The 22,756-nt window shown below is 64.0% G+C and carries 20 protein-coding genes; 10 read left to right on the forward strand and 10 right to left on the reverse strand.

Going from position 1 to position 22,756, the window contains the following annotated elements:
- Positions 1-29 precede the first annotated feature (29 nt).
- The 8 genes from KHO27_RS21760 to KHO27_RS21795 all read left to right on the forward strand — a co-directional run bounded on the left by KHO27_RS21760 (position 30) and on the right by KHO27_RS21795 (position 8,852).
- Positions 30-800, forward strand: coding sequence for a TerC family protein (locus KHO27_RS21760; RefSeq protein WP_023629725.1), 771 nt, complete (start codon positions 30-32; stop codon positions 798-800).
- A gap of 225 nt (positions 801-1,025) precedes the next feature.
- Complete coding sequence (locus tag KHO27_RS21765) at positions 1,026-2,684, forward strand: Na/Pi cotransporter family protein (RefSeq protein ID WP_214500756.1); 1,659 nt, start codon at positions 1,026-1,028, stop codon at positions 2,682-2,684.
- 31 nt (positions 2,685-2,715) lie between these two features.
- Positions 2,716-4,119 (forward strand): M16 family metallopeptidase, encoded by a 1,404-nt coding sequence (locus KHO27_RS21770; RefSeq protein WP_214500757.1) that lies wholly within the window; start codon positions 2,716-2,718, stop codon positions 4,117-4,119.
- Between the two features lie 136 nt (positions 4,120-4,255).
- Entirely contained in the window at positions 4,256-5,266 is a 1,011-nt protein-coding gene (locus KHO27_RS21775) for a DUF5924 family protein (RefSeq protein ID WP_214500758.1), read from the forward strand.
- A 117-nt stretch (positions 5,267-5,383) separates the two neighbouring features.
- Entirely contained in the window at positions 5,384-6,517 is a 1,134-nt protein-coding gene (locus KHO27_RS21780) for an ABC transporter permease (RefSeq protein WP_214500759.1), read from the forward strand.
- On the forward strand, positions 6,514-7,299 hold the full coding sequence (locus tag KHO27_RS21785; protein WP_046853637.1) for an ABC transporter ATP-binding protein: 786 nt from the start codon (positions 6,514-6,516) through the stop codon (positions 7,297-7,299). Before KHO27_RS21780 ends, KHO27_RS21785 begins: the two co-directional genes overlap by 4 nt.
- Positions 7,300-7,302: 3 nt before the next feature.
- Positions 7,303-8,241, forward strand: coding sequence for an MlaD family protein (locus tag KHO27_RS21790; protein ID WP_046853636.1), 939 nt, complete (start codon positions 7,303-7,305; stop codon positions 8,239-8,241).
- Complete coding sequence (locus tag KHO27_RS21795; RefSeq protein WP_102683026.1) at positions 8,238-8,852, forward strand: ABC-type transport auxiliary lipoprotein family protein; 615 nt, start codon at positions 8,238-8,240, stop codon at positions 8,850-8,852. The genes KHO27_RS21790 and KHO27_RS21795 overlap by 4 nt, the downstream gene beginning before the upstream one ends.
- On the opposite strand, the gene KHO27_RS21800 is transcribed toward KHO27_RS21795, so the two are convergent.
- From KHO27_RS21800 to KHO27_RS21825, 6 genes are all read right to left on the reverse strand, one after another.
- Positions 8,834-10,063, reverse strand: coding sequence for a spore maturation protein (locus tag KHO27_RS21800; RefSeq protein WP_110696991.1), 1,230 nt, complete (start codon positions 10,061-10,063; stop codon positions 8,834-8,836). The two genes, KHO27_RS21795 and KHO27_RS21800, sit on opposite strands and share 19 nt — an antisense overlap.
- Positions 10,064-10,291: 228 nt before the next feature.
- Positions 10,292-11,626: a glutamate/aspartate:proton symporter GltP gene (gene gltP, locus KHO27_RS21805; protein ID WP_023629390.1), complete on the reverse strand. Its 1,335-nt coding sequence runs from the start codon at positions 11,624-11,626 to the stop codon at positions 10,292-10,294.
- A gap of 729 nt (positions 11,627-12,355) precedes the next feature.
- A complete protein-coding gene (locus tag KHO27_RS21810; RefSeq protein WP_102683025.1) occupies positions 12,356-12,826 on the reverse strand; it encodes an inhibitor of vertebrate lysozyme family protein in 471 nt (156 codons plus the stop codon).
- 5 nt (positions 12,827-12,831) lie between these two features.
- Positions 12,832-12,993, reverse strand: coding sequence for a DUF1328 domain-containing protein (locus tag KHO27_RS21815; protein WP_008092060.1), 162 nt, complete (start codon positions 12,991-12,993; stop codon positions 12,832-12,834).
- Between the two features lie 39 nt (positions 12,994-13,032).
- Complete coding sequence (locus KHO27_RS21820) at positions 13,033-13,320, reverse strand: hypothetical protein (RefSeq protein ID WP_110696989.1); 288 nt, start codon at positions 13,318-13,320, stop codon at positions 13,033-13,035.
- 175 nt (positions 13,321-13,495) lie between these two features.
- Positions 13,496-14,317, reverse strand: a complete 822-nt coding sequence (locus KHO27_RS21825; RefSeq protein WP_214500760.1) for a BON domain-containing protein — start codon at positions 14,315-14,317, stop codon at positions 13,496-13,498.
- Positions 14,318-14,527: 210 nt separating this feature from the next.
- Here KHO27_RS21825 and algB point away from each other — a divergent pair, with 210 nt between their 5' ends.
- Together algB and KHO27_RS21835 are read left to right on the forward strand one after the other, a co-directional pair.
- Complete coding sequence (gene algB, locus KHO27_RS21830; RefSeq protein ID WP_046853630.1) at positions 14,528-15,874, forward strand: sigma-54-dependent response regulator transcription factor AlgB; 1,347 nt, start codon at positions 14,528-14,530, stop codon at positions 15,872-15,874.
- Positions 15,871-17,649 carry a KinB sensor domain-containing domain gene (locus tag KHO27_RS21835; RefSeq protein ID WP_110696985.1) on the forward strand — a complete coding sequence of 593 codons (1,779 nt, stop codon included), beginning with the start codon at positions 15,871-15,873 and terminating at the stop codon, positions 17,647-17,649. The genes algB and KHO27_RS21835 overlap by 4 nt, the downstream gene beginning before the upstream one ends.
- 24 nt (positions 17,650-17,673) lie before the next feature.
- Here the strand turns inward: KHO27_RS21835 and KHO27_RS21840 are convergent, their stop codons facing one another.
- The 4 genes from KHO27_RS21840 to KHO27_RS21855 all read right to left on the reverse strand — a co-directional run bounded on the left by KHO27_RS21840 (position 17,674) and on the right by KHO27_RS21855 (position 22,754).
- Positions 17,674-19,293, reverse strand: coding sequence for an EAL domain-containing protein (locus KHO27_RS21840; protein WP_371926770.1), 1,620 nt, complete (start codon positions 19,291-19,293; stop codon positions 17,674-17,676).
- Between the two features lie 110 nt (positions 19,294-19,403).
- Positions 19,404-20,180, reverse strand: coding sequence for an N-acetylmuramoyl-L-alanine amidase (locus KHO27_RS21845; RefSeq protein WP_214500761.1), 777 nt, complete (start codon positions 20,178-20,180; stop codon positions 19,404-19,406).
- 72 nt (positions 20,181-20,252) lie between these two features.
- Complete coding sequence (locus tag KHO27_RS21850) at positions 20,253-20,648, reverse strand: hypothetical protein (RefSeq protein ID WP_214500762.1); 396 nt, start codon at positions 20,646-20,648, stop codon at positions 20,253-20,255.
- 105 nt (positions 20,649-20,753) lie between these two features.
- Positions 20,754-22,754 carry a GGDEF domain-containing protein gene (locus KHO27_RS21855; protein WP_214500763.1) on the reverse strand — a complete coding sequence of 667 codons (2,001 nt, stop codon included), beginning with the start codon at positions 22,752-22,754 and terminating at the stop codon, positions 20,754-20,756.
- Positions 22,755-22,756 lie beyond the last annotated feature (2 nt).

The following is a 22,756-nucleotide window of genomic DNA, read 5'->3' on the forward strand; positions in this document are numbered from 1 at the left end:
CTTTGCCTTTACCGCTCGAAGGAATACACATGGAATGGCTGACCAGCCCGGAAATCTGGGTTGCCTTTTTCACCCTCACCGCGCTTGAGATCGTGCTCGGGATCGACAACATCATCATGATCTCGATCCTGGTCAGCCGCATGCCCAAGCACATGCAACCGCGCACGCGGATATTCGGCCTGGCCCTGGCCATGGTCACGCGGATCATGCTGCTGCTGTCGATCACCTGGGTCATGCGCCTGACCGACGACCTGTTCCATGTGCTGGGCGAGGGTATCTCCGGCCGCGACCTGATCCTGTTCTTCGGCGGCCTGTTCCTCTTGTGGAAAAGCTCCCAGGAGATCTACCACGGCCTGGAAGGCGAGGACGAAAACCCCGACGAGCCGAAAGGGGCTGGCGGCAAGTTCTTCTACACCATCATCCAGATCGCCATCATCGACATCGTGTTCTCGCTGGACTCGGTGATCACCGCGGTGGGCATGGTCTCCCACGTACCGGTGATGATCGCCGCGATCATCGTCGCCGTGCTGGTGATGATGCTCTGCGCCGGCACCATCAGCGATTTCATCGACAAGCATCCGTCGCTGAAGATGCTCGCACTTTCGTTCCTGATCGTCGTCGGTACGGTGTTGATCGCCGAGTCCTTCGATGTGCATGTGCCCAAGGGCTATGTCTACTTCGCCATGGCTTTCTCGCTGGCGGTGGAGGCGATCAACATCCGCATGCGCACGGCGATGGCACGCAAGAAGGGCAAGGAACACGATCCAGTGAAACTGCGCAAGGACATCCCGGGTCAATAAACCCAGGAAGCGCGGTAGCAAAAGGGCCCTTCGGGGCCTTTTTTGCTGCCGACGATGAGGCCAGAGCATGTTTCAAATACGTTTCACCCATGCCAAGCTGGCGCCAGCCACGCAAAACAACTAAAGCTTCAGTGAGCACTGGAAAAAACAGCCCACCCCCGGGCCAGGCTCGCCGCTGCACCCATTGGCCCCGCCCAGGGGCATAGAAGAAAAGGGGGCCCGACCATGCTGACCCTGCTCAATCTGCTATCCGCCGTGGCGTTGCTGGTGTGGGGCACCCATATCGTGCGTACCGGCATCCTGCGGGTCTATGGCTCGAACCTGCGCCGCGTGCTCGGCCAGAACATGAACAAGCGCCCGCTGGCCTTCATCGCCGGTATCCTGGTCACCGCCATGGTGCAGAGCAGCAACGCCACCGCCATGCTGGTCACCTCGTTCGTCGGCCAGGGCCTGATGGCCATGACCCCGGCCTTGGCGATCATGCTCGGTGCCGACGTCGGGACCGCGCTGATGGCGCGGGTGCTGACCTTCGACCTGTCCTGGCTGTCGCCGCTGCTGATCTTCCTCGGGGTGATCTTCTTCCTCTCGCGCAAGCAGACCCGCGCTGGCCAGCTAGGCCGCGTCGGCATCGGCCTGGGCCTGATCATCCTGGCGCTGCAGCTGATCGTCCACGCCGCCGCGCCGATCACCCACGCCCAAGGGGTGAAGGTGCTGTTCGCCTCGCTCACCGGCGATATCCTCCTCGATGCCCTGATCGGCGCGCTGTTCGCCATGATCTCCTACTCCAGCCTGGCCGCCGTGCTGCTCACCGCCACCCTGGCGGGCGCCGAGGTAATCAGCCTGCCGGTGGCCATCGGCCTGGTGATCGGCGCCAACATCGGCAGCGGCCTGCTCGCCTTCCTTACCACCAGCCTGCAGAACAGCGCCGGGCGCCGGGTGGCGCTGGGCAGCCTGTTGTACAAGGTGATCGGCCTGCTGCTGATCATCCCGGTGCTGCACCCGCTGGTGGCCTGGATGGACAGCCTGAGTTTCAGCCCGCAGGAGCTGGTGATCGGCTTCCACCTGCTCTACAACACCTTGCGCTGCCTGCTGATGCTGCCGACGGTCAAACCCATGGGCCGCCTGTGCGGCTACCTGCTGCCCGAACGCGACAACGGCAATGGCCACCACCAGCCACGCCACCTGGACCCGACCGCGTTGAACACCCCCAGCCTGGCGCTGGTCAACGCCGTGCGCGAGACCCTGCGCCTGGGCGATATCGTCGACAGCCTGCTCGAGGCCATGCTCGGCGCCCTGCGCGGTACCCAGACGGCCTTGCCGCAACAGGTTCGGGCCCTCGGGGAAGATGCCGAGGCACTGTACAACGCCATCAAGCTGTACCTGGCGCAGATGCCCCGTGAAGACCTCGCCGAACAGGAAAACCGGCGCTGGGCAGAGATCATCGAGGTGGCGATCAACCTCAAGCTGGCCTGCGACCTGATCGAGCGCATGCTGCGCAAGGTGCAGCAGCAGAAGACCTCGCAGCGCCGGGAGTTTTCCCAGGTCGGCCTGGAGGAGTTGACCGGCCTGCAGGAGCAATTGCTGGCCAACCTGCGCCTGGGCCTGTCGGTGTTCCTCAGCGCCGACCCACAGAGCGCGCACCAATTGCTGCGCGAGAAACGTCGCTTCCGCGCCCAGGAGCGGCGCCTGGCCCACGCCCATGTCAGCCGCCTGCAACGTAAAGTGGTGCAGAGTATCGAGACCAGTTCGCTACACTTGGAGCTCATTGCCGACATGAAGCGTTTGAACTCTTTGTTCTGCAGCAGTGCCTATGTGGTACTGGGCGGCACCGATACCGGCGGGCTGATGCTCGACAGCGTGCCGGACGAAGCCCGCCAGCCTTGAGCCACGACACCCCGGAGACCGAAGCTCGCCTATGCGTTGCCTGTTGTTCGTTTGCCTGCTGATCTGCAGCCTGCCCACGCTCGCCCTCGACCGCTCGCGGGTCGAGGGCTACCTGCTGCCCAACGGCCTGCAGGTAATCCTCAAGTCCGGCTACGAGCGCGATCATGTGTCGATCCGCCTGGTGGTGGGCGTGGGCCTGGACGACTTCGACTGTGACCAGCGCGAGCTGCCGCACCTGCTCGAACACCTGCTGTTCAGCGGTATCGACGAGACGGGCGAGGGCGGCCTGGAGGAGCGCATCCAGGCCCTGGGCGGGGAGTGGAACGCCTTTACCAGCAACGCCGACACCACCTTCGTCATCGAGGCACCGGCGCGCAACCAGCGCAAGGTGCTCGACCTGCTGCTGGCGGTGGTCCGCGATACCCACATCGACGCCAAGGCGCTGGCCACCGCGAAAAAGATCATCGAGCGCGAGGACGGTGGCCATTATGGCCGCCTGCAACGCTGGCTCGATCGCCAGGACATCGGCCATCCGGCCAGTGACCAGCTGGCCACCGAGCTGGGCCTGAAATGCCCGGAACGCTCCAACCTCGACGACATGACACTGGAGCAGGTCCAGCAGTTGCGCGAGCACTGGTATGTGGCCAACAACATGTCGCTGATCGTCGTCGGCGGCCTCGACCGCCTGCTGCCGGCCTATCTGGAACGCACCTTCGGCGAGCTGCCGGCGACCGAGCCCGAAGAACGCCGCAACCTCGAAAGTATCAGCCAGCAGGCCGAGCCGCGTCGCGACCTGACCCGCGGCTGGCTGGGCGACAACGTCAAGCTGCACTGGCTGTTCATCGAGCCGACCCTGGAGGAGGGGCACGACCAGACCCTCGAGCTGCTGTCGCGCTACCTGGACTGGGCGCTGTACGACCAGTTGCGCCTGCGCCACGGGCTTTCATACGGGCCATCGGTGCAACGCGAGAGCTTTGGCGACAGCGGGCTGCTCAGCCTGAATGCCGACCTCGAGCGCCAGGACCTCGACAAGGCACTCAAGGTACTCGAGCAGTTGTTCGACCACCTGCGCAAGCATGGCCTGGACCCGGACACCTTCGCCCGCATCAAGGAGGCAGCGATTGCCCGGGAGAGCTGGACCACCCAGGGCAACGCGGCGCTCGCCGACTACTACTGGGGGGCGCTCAACGCCTACGAGGACGGGCGCTTCACCGACCCGGTGCGAGAACTTCGCCAGGTCAGCCTGAAACAGGCCGATGCGGCGCTGCGCGAGCTGCTCAAGGAGCCTGGTTACCTGCGTATCGAGAAGCCGTTGCTGGGCTATGACGAGTTGTATGGGCTGGTGGCGTTGTTGTTGGGGCTGATACTGGCGGTCGGGTTGATCCGTCGCCGTCGGCCACACACCAAGCCCAGCGGTGCTACACGGGCGCCTTGATTCGGCGGTATCCTGTAAGCCGTTCGCTAGCGCTCATCGCGGGGCAAGCCCGCTCCCACGCCGACTCATGCGTGGGAGCAGGCTTGCCCCGCGATGAAGCTGGCACAGCCATCCACCGCTCCCTGTTGCTTGCCCCATGCCCCCACTCCCCAGCTTTATCCTGCGCATCATCGAGCTGCTCAAGCGCTACCCCGGCATCATTGCGCTCTACGGCTTCGTCTCGGGGATCGGCAGCTTCATCCTGGTCGACCGCCAGGCCGGCCTGGCCAGATGGATCGCCATCGCGATGCTGGTCAGCTGGGTCTGGCTGATGCTGGAGAACACCCTCACCGAACTGTTCGCCCGCACCTTCAAGCGCGAGATCCCACAACCGCTGCTGCGCTTCGCGACGCAGATGATTCACCAGGAAAGCCTGTTCTTCGTCCTGCCGTTCTTCTTCATCACCACCACCTGGAACAGCGGCCAGCTGGTGTTCACCGGCCTGCTCGGTGCCGCGGGGCTGATCTCGATCATCGACCCGCTGTATCACAAGTGGCTGGTGCCGCGGCGCTGGCTGTTCCTGGCGCTGCATACCCTGACGCTGTTCGCGGCCATGCTCACGGCGCTGCCGATCATCCTTCACCTGACCACCGCGCAGAGCTTCAAGCTTGCGCTGATCGCCGCCATGGCGCTGTCGTTCCCGAGCCTGGCCAGCAGCTTCCCGATCAACACCTGGCGCCGTGGCGTAGCGCTGGTGCTGGTGACCCTGGCGGTGGGCGGCGGCGGCTGGCTGCTGCGCTCCTGGGTGCCGCCGGCCACGCTGTGGATGACCGACGTGGCGATCAGCACCGAGGTGCTCAACCGCCAGCCAGGCGCGTCGCTGGAGGAAGTAGCAGCCAGCCGCATCCGCAGTGGCGGGCTGTATGCCTACACCGCCATCAACGCGCCGCGCGGGCTGAACGAGCGCATCTACCATGTGTGGCAGCTCGACGGCAAAGAGGTCGACCGCATCGCCCTGGACATCCACGGCGGGCGCAAGGAGGGCTACCGCGCCTGGACCCACAAGCAGAACTTCCCACCGAATCCCGTGGGCAAGTGGCAGGTGAGGGTGCTGACCGAGGACGGGCAGGTGATCGGGGTGTTGCGGTTCAGGGTGGTCGAATCCTGACAAGATCGCCGGGCAAGTCGCATCGGCGCACCGCCGCTCCCACGCCATGATTCTGGTGGGAGCGGGCCTGCCCCGTGATGGGCTATGATCTGAGTCGCCGATTCACCAGTCAGATGCATGGAGCCTATGACCGCCCCGAGCGCTACCCTGGACACCGAGCAGCAGCCCACCCGCCTGCGCATCGTCGGCGACTGGACCCTGGCCCACTACGCCGAGCTCAAGCGCGAATGCCAGCGCCTGGGCAGCCAGTACGGCGATGACACCCAGGTCGACCTCAGCCAGCTGGGCCGCCTGGACACCGCCGGTGCCTCGCTGCTGGCCGAACTGCTGGGCTCCGAACGCCTGTCGCGCTGCAGCGACGAACTCCCCGACGCCAGCCGGGCCTTGCTGAAGAACGTCTATTGCTCGGTGCAGGACTACTGCATCCCGGTCAAGGAACCGGAGCAGCCAGTGCTGCTGCTCCTGCTGGCGCGCATCGGCCGCGCCGTCGACCAGCTGTGGCAGGACACCACCCAGGTGCTGGGTTTCATCGGCCTGATCCTGCAGACCTTGTTCCTGCGCCTGTTCCAGCCGCATCGCTGGCGGGTCACCCCGGTGGTCGCGCACCTCGAGCAGACCGGCCTGGACGCCGCGCCCATCGTCGCCTTGCTGACCTTTCTGGTCGGCGCCGTTGTGGCCTTCCTGGGCGCCACGGTGCTGGCCGACTTCGGCGCGACGATCTTCACCGTCGACCTGGTGGCGTTCTCCTTCCTGCGCGAGTTCGCCGTGCTGCTGACCGCCATCCTCATGGCCGGGCGCACCGCCAGCGCGTTCACCGCGCAGATCGGCTCGATGAAGGCCAACGAGGAGATCGACGCCATCCGCACCCTGGGCCTGAACCCCATCGAGCTGCTGGTTGTGCCCCGGGTGCTTGCACTGTTGATCGCATTGCCATTGCTGACCTTCGTCGCGATGCTCTGCGGCATGGTCGGTGGCGCGGTGGTCTGCGCCCTGACCCTGGACATCTCGCCTGCCATGTTCCTCTCGCTGCTGCAGAGCGACATCGGCGTGCAGCATTTCCTCGTGGGCATGGCAAAGGCGCCATTCTTTGCCTTCCTGATCGCCGCCATCGGCTGCCTGGAGGGCTTCAAGGTCAGCGGCAGCGCCGAGTCGGTGGGCGCCCACACCACCTCCGCCGTGGTGCAATCGATCTTCGTGGTCATCGTGCTGGACGCGGTGGCCGCGCTGTTCTTCATGGAGATGGGCTGGTGACTGAAGCGGTGATCGAAGCCCGGGGCCTGTGCAACCGCTTCGGCAGCCAGAGCGTGCACGAGAACCTCGACCTGGACCTGTACCGCGGTGAGATCCTCGCCGTGGTCGGCGGTTCGGGCAGCGGCAAGTCGGTGCTGCTGCGCAGCATCGTCGGCCTGCGCCGGCCCAATGAAGGCACGGTCAAGGTGTTCGGCCAAGACCTGGCCACGCTCGACGAAAACCAGCGTTCGCTGGTCGAACGCCGCTTCGGCGTGCTGTTCCAGAAGGGCGCGCTGTTCTCCTCCCTGACCGTTACCGAGAACGTCGCCCTGCCGCTGATCGAGCATGCCGGGCTGTCGCGGGCCGACGCCGAGCACCTGGCCGGGGTCAAGCTGGCGTTGGCCGGGCTACCGATCAGCGCCGCCGACAAGTACCCGGCCTCGCTGTCCGGCGGCATGATCAAGCGCGCCGCCCTGGCCCGCGCCCTGGCCCTGGACCCGGACATCCTGTTCCTCGACGAGCCCACCGCCGGCCTCGACCCGATCGGCGCCGCCGCCTTCGACCAGTTGATCCTCACCCTGCGCGACGCCCTGGGCTTGTCGGTGTTCCTCATCACCCACGACCTGGACACGCTCTACACCATTACCGACCGGGTGGCGGTGCTGTCGCAGAAGAAGGTGCTGGTAGCCGGGCCCCTGGCCGAGGTCGAGCAGACCGTTGATCCCTGGATTCACGAATACTTTCACGGCCCGCGTGGCCGGGCGGCCGAAGACGCCGCCCTGCGCGCCCGCCAGGAGCGCTGAACGATGGAAACCCGAGCTCATCATGTCCTGATCGGCCTGGTCACCGTGCTGGTGGTGGCGGGCGCCATGCTGTTCGGCCTGTGGCTGACCAAGTCCAGTGTCGACGACGCTTTCAAGGACTACGAAGTGGTGTTCAACGAGGCGGTCTCGGGCCTGTCCCGCGGCAGCCCGGTGCAGTACAACGGCATCAAGGTCGGTGATGTCAGCAGCCTGCGCCTGGACCCGAAGGACCCGCGCCGGGTTCTGGCTCGCGTGCGCCTCAGCGGCGACACGCCGGTCAAGGAGGACACCCAGGCCAAGCTGACCCTGGCGGGGGTGACCGGCAACTCGTTCATCCAGCTCAGCGGCGGCACGCCGCAAAGCCCGGAACTCAAGGGCAAGGACGGCAAGCTGCCGGTGATCGTCGCCTCGCCATCGCCAATCTCGCGCCTGCTCAACGACAGCAGCGACCTGGTGACCAACATCAACCTGCTGCTGCACAACGCCAACCAGATGTTCTCCTCGAGCAACATCGAGCGCCTCAGCAATACCTTGGCCAACCTCGAGCAGACCACCGGCGCCTTCGCCAACCAGAAGGGCGGGATTTCCGAGGCCATCGAACAGCTGGCTCAGGTCGGCAAGCAGGCCAATGCCACCCTGGCCGAGACCCAGGCCCTGATGCGCAACGCCAATGGCCTGCTCGGCACCCAGGGCAAGCAGGCCATCGGCAGCGCCGAGCAGGCCATGCAGTCGCTGGCCGAAAGCACGGCGACCATCAACAGCCTGCTGCAGGACAACCGCCAGTCCCTGGACGACGGCGCCCAGGGACTGAACCAGATCGCCCCGGCAATCCGCGAACTGCGCGAGACCCTCAACTCGCTCAAGGGCATCTCCCGGCGCCTGGAAGCCGACCCCAGCGGCTACCTGCTGGGCCGCGACAACAACAAGGAGTTCCAGCCATGAAGCTGTCGCTGCGCCTGGCCGCACTCGTTTCCACCCTGAGCCTGGCTACGGCCTGCTCGATCCTGCCGCAGTCCGAGCCTGTGGATATCTATCGTCTGCCGGTGAGCCAGACCGCCCGCAGTGCCGCGCCGCTGGACTGGTCGCTGCGCCTGAACAAGCCACTGGCCAGCGAAGCCCTGGCCGGGCCGCGTATCGCGGTCATTCCCCAGGGGGATGTGATCAGCAGCTACAAGGGCGCCCGCTGGAGCGATCCGACGCCGATGCTGGTGCGCAATCGCCTGCTCGACGGCTTCCAGCGCGATGGCCGAGTGCAGCGCCTGAGTGCCGACGACAGCAACCTGCAGGCGGACTACGAGCTGGGTGGCGAACTGCAAGCGTTCCAGAGCGAGTACCGCCCGGGCGGGGCAGTGGAGGTGGTGATCCGCTACGATGCACGGCTGGTGCAGGGCCGCAGCCAGCGCATTCTCGCCAGTAAACGCTTCGAGGTACGCCAGCCGCTAGGCAGCCAGCAAGTGCCGGCAGTGGTCGCCGGCTTCGGTACAGCCAGCGACCAGCTGGCGCGCCAGGTGATCGACTGGACTGTCAGCCAGGCTCAGGCGAAGAACCAGTAGCAGACGAAGATCGCCGCGATCACCCCGGACAACTCGGCCAGCAGCGCGCAACCCACCGCGTGGCGCACGCGCTGGATACCCACCGCGCCAAAGTACACCGCCAGCACGTAGAAGGTGGTTTCGGTGCTGCCCTGGACGGTCGCCGCCACCAGCGCCGGGAAGCTGTCCACGCCCTGGGTCTGCATGGTCTCGATCAGCATCGCCCGCGCCGCACTGCCGGAGAACGGCTTGACCAGCGCCGTGGGCAGGCCCTCGACGAAGCGCGTATCCAGGCCCATCCAGGTCACCGCGTGGCGAATGCCGTCCAGGGCCAGCTCCAGGGCGCCCGAAGCGCGCAGCACGCCCACGGCCACCAGCATCGCCACCAGGTAGGGCAACAGCCCCTTGGCCACGTCGAAACCCTCCTTGGCACCCTCGACAAAAGCCTCGTACACCTGCACCCGGCGCAACGCGCCGATCACCAGGAACAGGATGATCACGCCGAACAGCGTCAGGTTGCCCAGGATCGAGGACAGGCTGGCCAGCGCGGCCGCTGACAACGTGCCAAGGAAGGCCATGAAGCCACCCAGCAACAGCGCGCCGGGGATCAGGTAGGCAAGCACCACCGGGTCCCACAGGCGCAGGCGCTGCATCACCGCCACCGACAGCAGGCCGACCAGGGTCGAGCAACTGGTGGCCAGCAGGATCGGCAGGAACACCATGGTCGGGTCAGGCGCGCCTTGCTGGGCGCGGTACATGAAGATGGTCACCGGCAGCAGGGTCAGTGACGAGGCATTGAGTACCAGGAACAGGATCTGCGCGTTGCTCGCCGTGGTGCTGCTGGGGTTGAGCTCCTGCAGCGAACGCATGGCTTTCAGGCCGATGGGCGTGGCGGCGTTGTCCAAGCCCAGGCCGTTGGCGGCGAAGTTCATGGTGATCAGGCCCAAGGCGGGGTGACCCGGCGGCACCTCCGGCATCAGCCGGGCGAACAAAGGCCCGAGGACCTTGGCCAGCCATTCGACGATACCGGCCTTCTCGGCGATCTTGAGAAAACCCAGCCACAGGGTCAGGGTGCCGAACAGCAGGACCATCACCTCTACCGAGAGCTTGGCCATGGCGAAGATGCTCTCGACCATCGCGGCGAAGATGCCGGCATTGCCGCCCACCAGCCATTGGCCCAGGGCACTGATGGCCGCAATCAGGAAAAAGCCGAGCCAGAGGCCGTTGAGCATCCGTGTGTTCCCCCGTGAAAAATGCCCGAATGATAGCGCAATCAACGTACGCGCTGTTGGGGGCGCTTCGCACCCCATCGCCGGCAAGCCGGCTCCCACAGGGATTTGCGATACCCGTATGGGAGCCGGCTTGCCGGCGATGGGGCCAGTGTGGGTAACACGGCCGCGGTCAACTTTCAGACAGCAAAAAGCCCCGACAAGTCGGGGCTCTTCGTTCAGTTCAGCGGCTTACTGGTTGACGGTCTTGCCCGCCACCACGGCCTCTTTCTTGCCTTTTTCCAGCACCAGCGACTTGTAGTACGCCTCGCCTTTCTCGGCGTCGTACATACCCTGCCACTTGGCGATGACTACTGCGGCCAGGGCGTTGCCGACCACGTTCAGCGCGGTACGGGCCATGTCCATGATGCGGTCGACACCGGCAATGAAGGCCAGGCCTTCCAGCGGGATGCCCACGCTGCCCAGGGTGGCCAGCAGCACCACGAACGATACGCCCGGCACGCCGGCGATACCCTTGGAGGTGACCATCAGGGTCAGCACCAGCAGCAGCTGCTGGCTCCAGGACAGGTCGATGCCGTACAGCTGGGCGATGAAGATCGCCGCGATGCTCTGGTACAGGGTCGAACCGTCGAGGTTGAACGAGTAGCCGGTCGGGACCACGAACGAGCAGATCGACTTCGGCGCACCGTACTTCTCCATCTTCTCGATCACGCGCGGCAGCACGGTCTCGGAGCTGGAGGTGGAGTAGGCGAGGATCAGCTCATCTTTCATGATGCGCATGATCTTGATCACCGAGAAGCCGAACAGGCGAGCTACCAGGCCCAGCACCATGAAGGCGAAGAAGGCGATGGCGAAGTACACCAGCAGCACCAGCTTGGCCAGCGGCAGCAGCGAGCTGAAGCCGAAGTTGGCGACAGTCACGGCGATCAGGGCGAACACACCGATCGGCGCGTAGTTCATGATCATGTGGGTGACCTTGAACATGGTCTCCGACACGCCCTGGAAGGTACGCACCAGCGGCTCGCGCAGGTCGGCGTTCAGGCTCGACAAGCCCATGCCGAACATCACCGAGAAGAAGATGATCGGCAGCATCTCGCCACGCATCAGCGCCGCGAAGATATTCGACGGGATCAGGTTGAGCAGGGTCTCGATGAACGCGTGCTCATGCTGCACCTCGGCCGCGGTGGCCTGGTACTTGGAGATGTCGACGGTGCCCAGGGTGCTCATGTCGATGCCGGCGCCTGGGTGGAACACGTTGGCCAGGACCAGGCCGACGACGATGGCGATGGTGGTCACCACCTCGAAGTAGATGATGGTCTTCAGGCCGATACTGCCCAGTTTCTTCGCGTCGCCTACCCCGGCGATGCCCACGATCAGCGACGAAATCACGATCGGGACGACGATCATCTTGATCAGGCGAATGAAGATATCGCCGGCCGGCTGGAGGACGTTGCTGATCCACCATGCCTTTTCTGCACTGAAATGATTCAGTAGCGCGCCGACTGCAACGCCCAGCAACAGACCGATGACGATCTGCCAGGCGAGGCTCAGTTTTGCCTTCTTCATGTCATTACCCTTTGTTGTAGTGGTCACGGGCACCTGACGGAAAGTCGCGTTCCAGAGCGCTTGAAAGCTTCTGGTGGGCTGCATGTTCCGTTCCGGGCCCCTCTGTAAAGACACCGCGAGCGAGTATTTCTGGCGCTCGGGCCAAGGAAAAAGGCGGCAACTATTGCGACGTGGGCAGGGGCAGTCTAATGCCGGAAACGACTACCCCATACCGAATCGGCATGAGACCAGAAGCCGAAATCGAGCATCGCCAAAGCCTTGATTTTCAACGTTCGGATTTCCGAACAAGGCCAATGCGCCATTTTTCGGCAGATTTGCAGGTATGGAAGATGGGGGTTTGATGGCGTGTTCGACAATCCGAATGGCTGAAATGCCACACAGGCTGACCTGTCGGACAACTAAAAAAATTTCGATATACGGTAGCGACAAAATGTGTCTGAACTAAAAAGTCGCTCGTATGGATAGATAAATTCCTACAGGCGCTTCGGAAGCCAGATCGGTCACGTCCTGCTATGCAGACCCGATCGACCTGCAACTTCCGATGCCACCCTCTCCTGACCCGGCCCATGATGGAGGTACTCCCTGTACCCCTAGGCCACTCCGACCCTGCAACAGTCAGAACGGCCCGGCCCCCTGGTCATGCGCCGTCCCTCCTCGGGGCGGCGCATCATAGAAGCCTGAAAGATAAAAAGGTTCAGCTTCTATAGCGTTACAGTGCGCGACCGCTGGTTAGTACCAGTTCGGGTCACGCTTGAGCTGCTCCTGCAGCAAAGCTTTCATGCCTTCGTCCGGCTTGCCCAACCAGCGGTAGTCCGCATGGCGGGTCGGCGACTTGTCCGCTGGCAAGCCCTCTGGCACTTCCACAAGCATGCCGTAGGCTTCGTCCTTGTCCCAGCTGAAGGCAACGACCAGGCGTTTGTAGGTGCAATTGCCCTCGGATTCGCAGAGCGGACCAACCAGATACTGGTCGCCGTCCTCGGTCACCGCCGACATCTGCTGCGCCGAGCTGCCGCTGAGGTTGATCACCCATTCGGGCAAGCGCTCTTCTTTCTTTATCGTGTTCTGCCAGGTCTTCTGGTATTCGGGGTCCGAGCCAAGCAACTGGTTGACCCGGACCTGGCCGTCATTAGCGGCCAGCGCCGACGCACCACTGCCTAGCAGCAGTGCGACGGCCAAGGCTTTCGGGAGCATCCTGCTCATGATCGTCAACCTCTACCGCGGCCGAAGAAGAAGGAGGCTACGAACAGCACCAGGAAGACGATGAACAGGATCTTCGCGATACCAGTCGCAGCACCGGCGATACCACCAAAGCCCAGGACTGCGGCAATAATGGCGATGATCAGGAAGGTGATAGCCCAACTCAGCATGATGTTTCTCCTTTTCTTGTACGAAATCGGTCAGAAGTATCAGAACACCCAACGTTCCTGAGGCTCGACGCGGTCGAGAACGGCAGGGGCAGTATCGGCGCTGGGCAGTGGCTGGGTGGCCTTGACCAAGGTGCTGGCGTGGGGCGTTGCCCGCAGCTGCGTCAACAGCGCAGTCTGCGCCGCCACTTGCTCGGCCAGCCGGGCGGTCTGCCAGCTGTGATGGAACAGGCCGACCGCCAAGGTCAGCAGCAGGGCCATGCCGAGGAACAGCAGCTGCTGCAGGGGTACTACAGCGATCTGCGTGCGGTTGACGTTGGGGCGATTCATGCCGGCTCCTCCTGCAGTACTTGTTATCCGTTCTTGGGAAGATCAGTGCAGCCTGCATGCCAGCCGTAAAACTCTAAAAAAACCCTTTTAAATCAAATAGTTATTGAATACGCACATAACTGGGAAGGACGTATCCTGCACGATGCCCCTGCAAGGGCTCGTGCGATTTGCACGATCAGCCCTCTACCTTGGTGGCGATCTTCAATAGATCGACGTCTACCCCGCGCACCCCGACGATCTGCCTCGCGACGTCCACGGCAATGGCCTTCTGCTCGCTGCTGACCACCTCGCCCGATAACCTGACCAGTCCGTCTTCACTGGCTACCTTGATGTTCAGCCCGTCCAGGTTGCGGCTGAAGCGGTAGCTGGCCTGTATCTTGTCGACGATCCAGCTGTCGCTGGGCTGCGGACCGGTTGGGGCATCGACAGGTTTTTCCCTGGCCTTGGCCAGGGCCGTGCTGTCCAGGCTGACCACGTTGTTGACCAGGTGCACCCCATCGGTGGTACGCGCCAGAACCCCGGCAAGTTCCTTGGCCTCGGGGCTGTCCACCTTGCCGCGCAGGGTCACCACGCCTTCACGGCTTTCCACCTCGATAGGGGCCTTCTCGGTAATCCGGCTCCACAGCAGCCGTGCGCGCACCACCGCACCGAGGGTAGCGTCCTCCAGGCGCTGGGCGTAGGCACGCAGTTCCAAGGGCTTGTCCACCAGCCCCGGGTCGATCCGCAACTGGTTGTCCACCTGTTCGATCCCGCGTGTGGCCAGGGCCACCTGTTCGGCCAGCATGCGTTCCACCGGGTTTTCCACTTCGCCCGAAAGCCGAGCCCGCCGGCCATCGACTTCTACCTTTATAGGGAAGGCATTGAGCATGGTGTTAAGGGACAGCGCCGTCTGCAGGGCACCTTCAAGTCGCGCTTCCTGCACCGGGTCGGCGTGGGCCTGGGCGACGATCGACAACACACAAGCCGCTAGCACGGCCATTCGAGGGTAGATACACATCACAAAACCTCCTTTCGCATCACTCAACCTTGGACTATCGCAACCGACATGCCAGCTGTTTACCCACAATCAACTTTCGATTTATCAACCACTTAGCCATCATGAAGGCATGCGGCTAGCATGCATGGAACAGAATCAATCAGAATCGACCATGCAACTTGCCCGATTTTTCCGACACTAATTGAGATCAATCCCAAAGGAGCGCAGGAAATGGAATCAGCCCAGGACAACCAAGGCCGCATTCTGCTGGTGGACGACGAGTCCGCCATCCTGCGTACCTTCCGCTACTGCCTCGAGGACGAGGGCTACAGCGTGGCGACCGCCAACAGCGCCGCCCAGGCTGAGACGCTGCTGCAGCGCCAGGTGTTCGACCTGTGTTTCCTCGACCTGCGCCTGGGCGAGGACAACGGCCTGGACGTATTGGCGCAAATGCGCATCCAGGCGCCATGGATGCGGGTGGTCATCGTCACCGCCCACTCGGCCATCGATACCGCGGTGGACGCCATCCAGGCCGGTGCCGCCGATTATCTGGTCAAGCCCTGCAGCCCCGACCAACTGCGCCTGGCCACGGCCAAGCAGTTGGAAGTACGCCAGCTGTCGGCGCGCCTGGAGGCCCTCGAGGGTGAAGTACGCAAGCCCAAGGACGGCCTGGACTCCCACAGCCCCGCGATGATGGCGGTGCTGGAAACCGCCCGCCAGGTGGCGACCACCGATGCCAACATTCTCATCCTCGGTGAGTCCGGTACCGGCAAGGGCGAACTGGCCCGCGCCATCCATGGCTGGAGTAAGCGCGCACGCAAGGCCTGCGTGACCATCAACTGCCCGTCGTTGAACGCCGAGCTGATGGAAAGCGAGCTGTTCGGACACACCCGTGGCGCCTTCACCGGCGCCAGCGAAAGTACCCTGGGGCGGGTCAGCCAGGCCGATGGCGGCACACTATTCCTTGACGAGATCGGAGATTTTCCCCTCACATTGCAACCAAAGTTGCTGCGCTTTATTCAGGACAAAGAATACGAGCGGGTCGGTGACCCGGTCACGCGACGGGCAGATGTGCGGATCCTCGCGGCCACCAACCTCAACCTCGACGAGATGGTGCGCGAGAACCGTTTCCGCGAGGACTTGTTGTACCGGTTGAACGTGATCACCTTGCACCTGCCTCCCCTGCGCGAGCGCAGTGAAGACATCCTGACCCTGGCCGACCGTTTCCTGGCGCGCTTCGTCAAGGAGTATTCCCGCCCGGCCCGTGGCTTCAGCGACGAAGCGCGCGCCGCCCTGCTCAACTACCGCTGGCCGGGCAACATCCGCGAACTGCGCAACGTGATCGAGCGCGCCAGCATCATCTGCCCACAGGAACGTGTGGAGATCAGCCACCTGGGCATGGCTGAGCAACCCGCCGGCAACGCGCCGCGGGTCGGTGCGGCGTTGAGCCTGGACGAGCTGGAACGCGCCCATATCGGCGCGGTGCTGGCCACCAGCGACACCCTCGACCAGGCCGCCAAGACCCTGGGTATCGACGCCTCCACCCTGTACCGCAAGCGCAAGCAGTACAACCTATGAAATGGCCGATGAAGCTGCGCACGCGGCTGTTCCTGAGCATCTCGGCGCTGGTCACCGTGGCCCTGCTGGGCTTACTGCTGGGGTTGTTCAGTGTGCTGCAGATGGCAGCGCTGCAGCAGCGCGTGGTGCAGGACACCACCCAGACCCTGGAGCTGGCCCTGAAGCTGCGCCAGAACCTGGGCGAGCAGCTCAACCTCATCCTCGACGAGGACACCGCCCCAAGCACCCTCGTCACCCTGCAGGATCAGTTCCAGACACTGCTCAAGCAGGGGCTGGAACAAGGCGGCGAGCGTACCGGTTTCAGCAAGGCCGCCAGCAACTACCAGGCGTTCGTCCAGGCCTATCGGCAGAGTCCGGCGCCCGCTCGCAGCATGGGTGTGGACCAGCCCCTCGGCGCCGCCTTCAACCAGGTGCGCACCGACTTGCTCGACTCGCACCGCCAGGCCCTGGAGCACATTACCCGCAGCGAGGCGGCATCACGCGACCACGCCTTGCTCATCAGTGGCCTGCTCGGCCTGATGGGCCTTGTCGTACTGGTCCTCGGCTTCATCACCGCGCACAACATCGCGCGCCGCTTTGGCCAGCCGATCGAGGCGCTGGCCAAGGCCGCCGACCAGGTCGGCCAGGGCAACTTCGACGTCACCCTGCCCGTGACGCAGGCCACCGAGCTCAACCTGCTGACCCGCCGCTTCGGCCTGATGGCCGACGCCCTGCGCAAGCACCAGGCCACCAATGTCGATGAGCTGCAGGCTGGCCAGCAGCGCCTGCAAGCGGTACTGGACAGCATCGACGACGGCCTACTGATCATCGACCGCCAAGGACGCCTGGAGCACCTCAACCCGGTGGCCCAGCGCCAGCTCGGCTGGGACCCGAGCCGCCTGGGCGTAAGCCTGGCCGAAGCCCTGCAACGCCCCGAGCTGGAACAACAACTGCGCCAGGTGCTGCGCGGTGGCAGCCTGGACCGACTGCCGGAAGACCTGAGCCTTGAGGTGGATGAAGAGACCAGGCTGCTGACCTATAGCCTGACGCCGGTCAGCCACCCCGAAGGACCTATTCTAGGCGCGGTGATGGTGTTGCACGATGTCACCGAACAACGCGCCTTCGAACGGGTACGCAGCGAGTTCGTACTGCGTGCTTCCCACGAGCTGCGCACTCCCGTCACGGGCATGCACATGGCGTTCGGGCTGTTGCGCGAACGTGTCAGCTTCCCGCCCGAAGCGCGGGAGAACGATCTGCTCGAAACCATTGCCGAGGAAATGCAGCGCCTCACCCAATTGATCAACGACCTGCTCAACTTTTCCCGCTATCAAAGCGGCTTGCAGAAGCTGGAGCTGGCCCCCTGTTCATTGGAGGAACTGTTCGAGCGCGCCCAGGCGCGTTTCGTCGAACAAGCCTCTGACAAGCAGATCGAGATCATCCGCGAGCTGGAGCCACCGCTGCCACGCATCCAGGCCGATGTCGCCCAGCTCGACCGCGTGCTGGACAACCTGCTGCACAACGCCATTCGCCACACCGGCTCCGGCGGGCGTATCCGCCTGCATGCAAGGCGGCATGCCGAGCGAGTGATCATAAGCGTCGAAGACAACGGTGAGGGCATCGCCTATGGCCAGCAGGGGCGGATCTTCGAGCCTTTCGTGCAGGTCGGGCGCAAGAAGGGCGGGGCCGGGCTGGGTCTGGCGCTGTGCAAGGAAATCGTGCAGTTGCACGGCGGGCGGATGGGCGTGTTCTCACGGCCGGGGCAGGGGACGCAGTTCTACATGGCACTGCCGGTATGACCTGTCCCTCCAGGGCGCCCAGCCTCAAGGCTCATCATCGATCCGCCGCCCCGCCACCCGCCGCCCGCGGGTAATCAGCTCGGCAAACTGACGGGCATTCAGCGGATGGGCGAACAGCCAGCCCTGCCCGTAGTTGACCCCCTCGCTGTTGAGCAGCACCGCCTGGTCCTCGCACTCGATGCCTTCGGCGATCACCCGCAGGTGCAGGTCGTGGGCCATGCGGATGATGTGCGGCGCCACGCCACTGCTGGCGGCGTCATGGCCCAGGGCATCGATGAACGACTTGTCGATCTTCAGGCAGTCCACCGGCAGGGTCTGCAGGTAGGCGAGGCTGCAATAGCCAGTACCGAAGTCATCGATCAGCACCTGGTGCCCGACGGCGCGCAGGGCCTGCAGGTTGTCCCGCGCCACCACCACATCGATCAGGCCACGCTCGGTCACCTCGAAAGCGATCTGGCTGGGGGCGACGCGATGGTGCGCCAGCAACCGCGCCGCCACCCGGCCTATACGCGGTGCCATGACGTCGCAGGCCGCCAGGTTGACCGAGATATAAAGCTGGCGGTTGGCCCGCAGCAACTGCCCCAGCTGTTCGAGCACCCTTTGCAGGACAAAGTCGGTGATCTGTCGAATCTGGCCGGTGTTCTCCGCCAGGGGGATGAACAGCTCCGGACTGGTCAGGCTGCCGTCCGGGCGGCGCCAGCGCACCAGGGCCTCGGCACCGACACAGCGGCGGCTGTCCAGTTCGAAGATCGGCTGGTACAGCACCTGTAGCTCGCCACGGCGCAGCGCATGCTGCAGCTCCGAACTCATCGAGCGGCGTTGCAGGATCAGTTGCAGCACCAGCCAACCGATGCAGCCGGCCAATACCAGGCTTCCAGGGAACAGCAACCAGAGCAGGCCATTGAGCTTCAATGGCAGGCTTGCCCTCGGCGCGATCAGCACCAACTGGTAGTCCGGGGATTTGGTGGACATGCGGTAGACCAGGCGGTCGGGCAGCTCGATCAACGACTTGCCCTGCGCGGGCGGCCATTCGCTGGTCGGTGGCCAGGGTTGCGTCGGGCCCAGCACGGGGATGGCCCGGGTACCCCGATCCAGCACTACCAGCAGGCTGCCACCGGGCGGCAGGTCGACGACGTCGGTGAGGTGGCCACGGGAGGTGGAGACGACGAAGCGGCCACGGCCCAGCATCAGGGCCGCGAGATTCTCGTTGGGTTCAGTAGTGGTATTGAGCCAGTAGCTGTAGGTCGGCCCTTGGATGTCCGGGCTGCGCAAGGGCTCGATGATCCGCTCGTCGCCGCGGTTGGAACAGGCCCGCGTACCCTCCACATAGGACGCTTCATAGATGAACCGCGACTTCAGCGCCACCTGTTGCAGTTGCGTCAGCATCAGCGCATCACAGCCGCGCAGGGGCTGCGCCTGAAGCTGGTCCACAGCCTCGCGCAATTGGCCGAACACCTGCTCCAGGCGCTCGAGGAAACGCTCGCCCTGGGCATTCATCTGCGCGCTTTCACTTTGTTTCATCTGTTGCAGGGCAACGTTGACGCTGATCGCAAGCAAGAGCCCGGCGCTGGCAAGCGCCGCGAGCGCGGCCAACAGCCAGGGACGGTGGAAAAATTGACGCACCGAAGTGAAAAGGGCAAGCATGCGTGGCATCCAGTTGAATACCAAAGGTATAGCAACTGAATCAAAGCTTGGCGCAGCCGCTGGGCATGTGAATTGGCCCGCTTGCGCGCCAAGCATCCGAAAAGTTCGGGTCAGCGGTTGCGGTTAAGCACCTGCAACATCGCGGCGGTCTGCGCATCCGGCGTGCCATCGAATAGCCGCGGGCGGAAACGCATCTGGAAGGCCGCGATCACATGCCGGGTGGCCACGTCCAGTTCACCGGTCTGGTCGATGGCATAGCCAAAACGCGCCAGTTGTTGCTGATACCAGCTGATGGTCGGCGGATTGACCTCGAAATAGGCCTGCTGCCGCGCTACAGAAGGCGCGTCCGGCCAGACCCCCAGGCCGGCCTCGGCCAGACGCTTCCAGGGGAACAGCGGGCCCGGATCGAGCTTGCGCAGCGGGGCGATGTCGCTATGGCCGATGATGTGGCGCGGGTCGATATTGTTGCGCTTGACGATATCCTGGAGCAGGGCGATCAGCGCTTGCACCTGGGCTTCGCTGTAAGGGTGCCAGACACGCCCGGTCGGCGTGTCCGTGTAGCCCTCGTTGACGATCTCGATACCGATGGAGCTGGAATTGAGCCAGGTGCGCCCCTGCCACTGGCTATCCCCGGCGTGCCAGGCGCGGCGGTTCTCGTCCACCAGCTGGTAGACAGTGGCCGGGCCGTCGCCGATAAGGTAATGGCTGCTGACCTCGCCGTGGGTCAGCAGGGCGAGGGAGCGCTCCAGCGACGCGTTGGTGTAGTGCACGACGACGAACTGGATGCGGCTGTCCTGATTGGCCGAGGGGTGGTTGCGGTCGATACGCAGGCCACTGGAACAGCCTGCCAGGGCCAACAGGAGCAGGGCGGTGAAAAGTCTTTTCATTGCGGGGAGCACGTCATTGAGTAGGTGACAACAGCGCTACAGTATAACGTGCTCCTGATGACTCAGTGGCGTTCAGCGCACGCACAGCAACTGGAACGCCAGCGAGTTATCACCGGATGGCCCGTTAACGTCGACCAGTTGGGTGGCCACGATCACCTTGTCTGCCCGTGGCTTGCCAATCACCTTACCTTGACCATAGATAACGCGTTCATATTGACTGTTATCAATGGGCGACATGACGCAATAACCAGGGTCACCTTGGGTCACCTTCTTCTTGAGGCTTATGGTGTACTCGGTCAGGTAATCGGTCTGAACCCGCCGCTCGACTTGTGTGATCCATTGGGGGGATTGGTTCAGGATCGTGCCGTCATCACTGATGTGTGCGGTAAAAATGGCCTGATTGGCGTACGCCGCGCCCTGAATCCCGAATGCCAACATCAGCACTAGGAATAAGCGATTGACGGTCATAACTGCTCCACTGCCAGACTGAATTAGGTCGAGGGCGCAGGGCTGGCATGCCAGGCCCTCGACCAGCAGTGTTAGTCAGACCAGGGGCCGTCATGCGGCATATATTTATGCCTGCTCAATGCGATTGCGCCCTTTGTCCTTGGCCCGGTACAAGGCTTCGTCCGCGCGCTTTAGCACCTGGTCGCCGCGCTCGCCGGGGCGGAAGGCGCTGAAACCAATGGAGGTAGTGATCACCACCCGCTCGCCCTTGAAGTGGAACGGGCAGGCTTCGATTGCCGCACGCAGTGCTTCGGCAACCTGCAGCGCAGCGGGTGGTGAGGTTTGCGGCAACAGCAGGACGAATTCCTCACCGCCGAAGCGGGCAATGAAGTCGCGGCCACGCATACGCTTACGCAGTTGGTCGGCGACGATCTTCAGCACTTTGTCGCCCGCCAGGTGGCCATAGCCATCATTGATGCGCTTGAAGTGATCGAGGTCGAGGATAGCCATCGCCAGGTGGCCGCCGTTTTCCTGCCAGTCGAGCACCTCGCGGTCGACCTGTTCGCTCCAGGCCGCCCGGTTAGGCAGGCCGGTGAGCGGATCGATCATGGCCTTCTGGCGTTGCTCCTCGAGATGCTCGCGATAGCCCAGGGCCTCCTGCTCCATGCTCGCCACGCGCTCGGCCAGGCCTTGCAGGCGGCTGGCCAGCTCATGCTCACGGCGGTCGCGCTCGTGCTGGTGATCATCCATGGTCACCAGCAGGCCTTCGAGGCGGTTCTCCAGGATATGCTTGAGGCTGTCGACATCGGCAGCGCCCTGTACACTGCTCTGCAGGCCATCGACCTGCTCGCGCAGCTGGCTGTCGAGCTCTCGGGCGGCGGAGCTGTTGTCGGCATGGCCGGCGCTGGCTTCGTGCAGGTGGCTCTGGAAGGTTTCCAGGCGCTCGTTGAGCTGCTGCAGGTAAGCCTCAAACTCATGCTGGCCGCTGTCGGTGATTGCCAGCATGAGCACGGCCAGGTCATCCAGTACCGGGATCAGCTCGTACCAGTTCAGCCCCCGCGAAACCCGCTCGCGCATCTCCAGGGCCTGGGCCTTGTGGCGCTCGGGCAGGCTCAGGTCGTCGAGCAGGCCGATCAGCGTCTGCTCGATATGGGCGGCAACCTGGCTGTAGGGCGGCTCGACCGCATCGGGCAGGGCATAGGGGCCATCATCGACGGTGACCAGCTCCGCCACTGTGTCCGGCTCATCCGTTGCGGCTTGCTCCGACTCGATGACAGTCAAAGGCTCGGGTACAGGTTCGGCAACCGCGGCCACCGATGGCTCGGCTTCGGGATGCGGATCGGCAACGACCAACGGCGTGGTTTCAACCAGCGCCGGGCCGGGTAATTCGATTTCCGCTTCAGGCAGCTCGACGGGCACCGTTTCATCCACTGCCTGTGCCGCTTCGGGCAAGGCCTGAGGGGCAGGTGCCAGGGCGTGCAGTTCGTCGGCATCCCTGGGCTGTGGCTCAGGTGCGATGACCGGGGCTGCAGCGGCTGGCTGGGGTGCGGGCGACGTCGCCTCGATGGCAGCAGGTGCGGTCGCCAATTCCCCTTGGGGCTCGTCACGGCCACCAAACAGGCGCTGCAGGAACCCGGGGCGAGCTTCATCATCGGGCTTTTGCATAGCATCCAGGGCGCGCCCCTGCAAACCACTGAGCTCGCCCAGCAAGGGTGGTAGCTCGCGGGACTGGCTGACGCCACCGTCGAGCTTCTTCGCCAGCTTTTTCAACGGACGTGCCACATCGCCCGGCAGGGGCAAGGTCTGCAACTGGGTAACCAGCGCGGTCAGCGCCTCGCTAACCTGGTTCATGCGGGTTTCGCGGCGCTGCTCGGAATCGAGCACGGCTTTTTCCAGGCGCGGAATCAGCCCGGCGAGGCCGGCGTCCATATTGTCGCTGCGGATGACCTCGCGCATTTCCTTCATGCACTGGTCCACGATCTTGTCGCTACCTTCCGCCGCCAGGGTGCTGCGCACCAGGCCACGACGCAGCAGGTCGAGGCGGGCTTCCCAGCGCCGCTCGAGCTTTTCCTGCTGCTCGATGCTCTTGAGGTATTTTTCTTTCCAGCGCTCGGCTTCTTCGGTCATGC

The organism is Pseudomonas sp. RC3H12, from assembly GCF_018596375.1.
Taxonomy (GTDB): Bacteria; Pseudomonadota; Gammaproteobacteria; order Pseudomonadales; family Pseudomonadaceae; genus Aquipseudomonas.

Bases quoted from the DNA above. Each gene is read 5' to 3' on its own strand.
- KHO27_RS21800 (WP_110696991.1), bottom strand. From the start codon at position 10,063: ATGCTCAACGGCCTCTGGCTCGGCTTTTTCCTGATTGCGGCCATCAGT.
- KHO27_RS21770 (WP_214500757.1), top strand. From the start codon at position 2,716: ATGCGTTGCCTGTTGTTCGTTTGCCTGCTGATCTGCAGCCTGCCCACG.
- KHO27_RS21795 (WP_102683026.1), top strand. From the start codon at position 8,238: ATGAAGCTGTCGCTGCGCCTGGCCGCACTCGTTTCCACCCTGAGCCTG.
- KHO27_RS21820 (WP_110696989.1), bottom strand. From the start codon at position 13,320: ATGAATCGCCCCAACGTCAACCGCACGCAGATCGCTGTAGTACCCCTG.
- KHO27_RS21775 (WP_214500758.1), top strand. From the start codon at position 4,256: ATGCCCCCACTCCCCAGCTTTATCCTGCGCATCATCGAGCTGCTCAAG.
- KHO27_RS21790 (WP_046853636.1), top strand. From the start codon at position 7,303: ATGGAAACCCGAGCTCATCATGTCCTGATCGGCCTGGTCACCGTGCTG.
- KHO27_RS21835 (WP_110696985.1), top strand. From the start codon at position 15,871: ATGAAATGGCCGATGAAGCTGCGCACGCGGCTGTTCCTGAGCATCTCG.
- KHO27_RS21760 (WP_023629725.1), top strand. From the start codon at position 30: ATGGAATGGCTGACCAGCCCGGAAATCTGGGTTGCCTTTTTCACCCTC.
- KHO27_RS21810 (WP_102683025.1), bottom strand. From the start codon at position 12,826: ATGAGCAGGATGCTCCCGAAAGCCTTGGCCGTCGCACTGCTGCTAGGC.
- KHO27_RS21840 (WP_371926770.1), bottom strand. From the start codon at position 19,293: ATGCTTGCCCTTTTCACTTCGGTGCGTCAATTTTTCCACCGTCCCTGG.
- KHO27_RS21815 (WP_008092060.1), bottom strand. From the start codon at position 12,993: ATGCTGAGTTGGGCTATCACCTTCCTGATCATCGCCATTATTGCCGCA.
- KHO27_RS21850 (WP_214500762.1), bottom strand. From the start codon at position 20,648: ATGACCGTCAATCGCTTATTCCTAGTGCTGATGTTGGCATTCGGGATT.
- algB (WP_046853630.1), top strand. From the start codon at position 14,528: ATGGAATCAGCCCAGGACAACCAAGGCCGCATTCTGCTGGTGGACGAC.
- KHO27_RS21765 (WP_214500756.1), top strand. From the start codon at position 1,026: ATGCTGACCCTGCTCAATCTGCTATCCGCCGTGGCGTTGCTGGTGTGG.
- KHO27_RS21825 (WP_214500760.1), bottom strand. From the start codon at position 14,317: ATGTGTATCTACCCTCGAATGGCCGTGCTAGCGGCTTGTGTGTTGTCG.
- KHO27_RS21845 (WP_214500761.1), bottom strand. From the start codon at position 20,180: ATGAAAAGACTTTTCACCGCCCTGCTCCTGTTGGCCCTGGCAGGCTGT.
- KHO27_RS21855 (WP_214500763.1), bottom strand. From the start codon at position 22,754: ATGACCGAAGAAGCCGAGCGCTGGAAAGAAAAATACCTCAAGAGCATC.
- gltP (WP_023629390.1), bottom strand. From the start codon at position 11,626: ATGAAGAAGGCAAAACTGAGCCTCGCCTGGCAGATCGTCATCGGTCTG.
- KHO27_RS21780 (WP_214500759.1), top strand. From the start codon at position 5,384: ATGGAGCCTATGACCGCCCCGAGCGCTACCCTGGACACCGAGCAGCAG.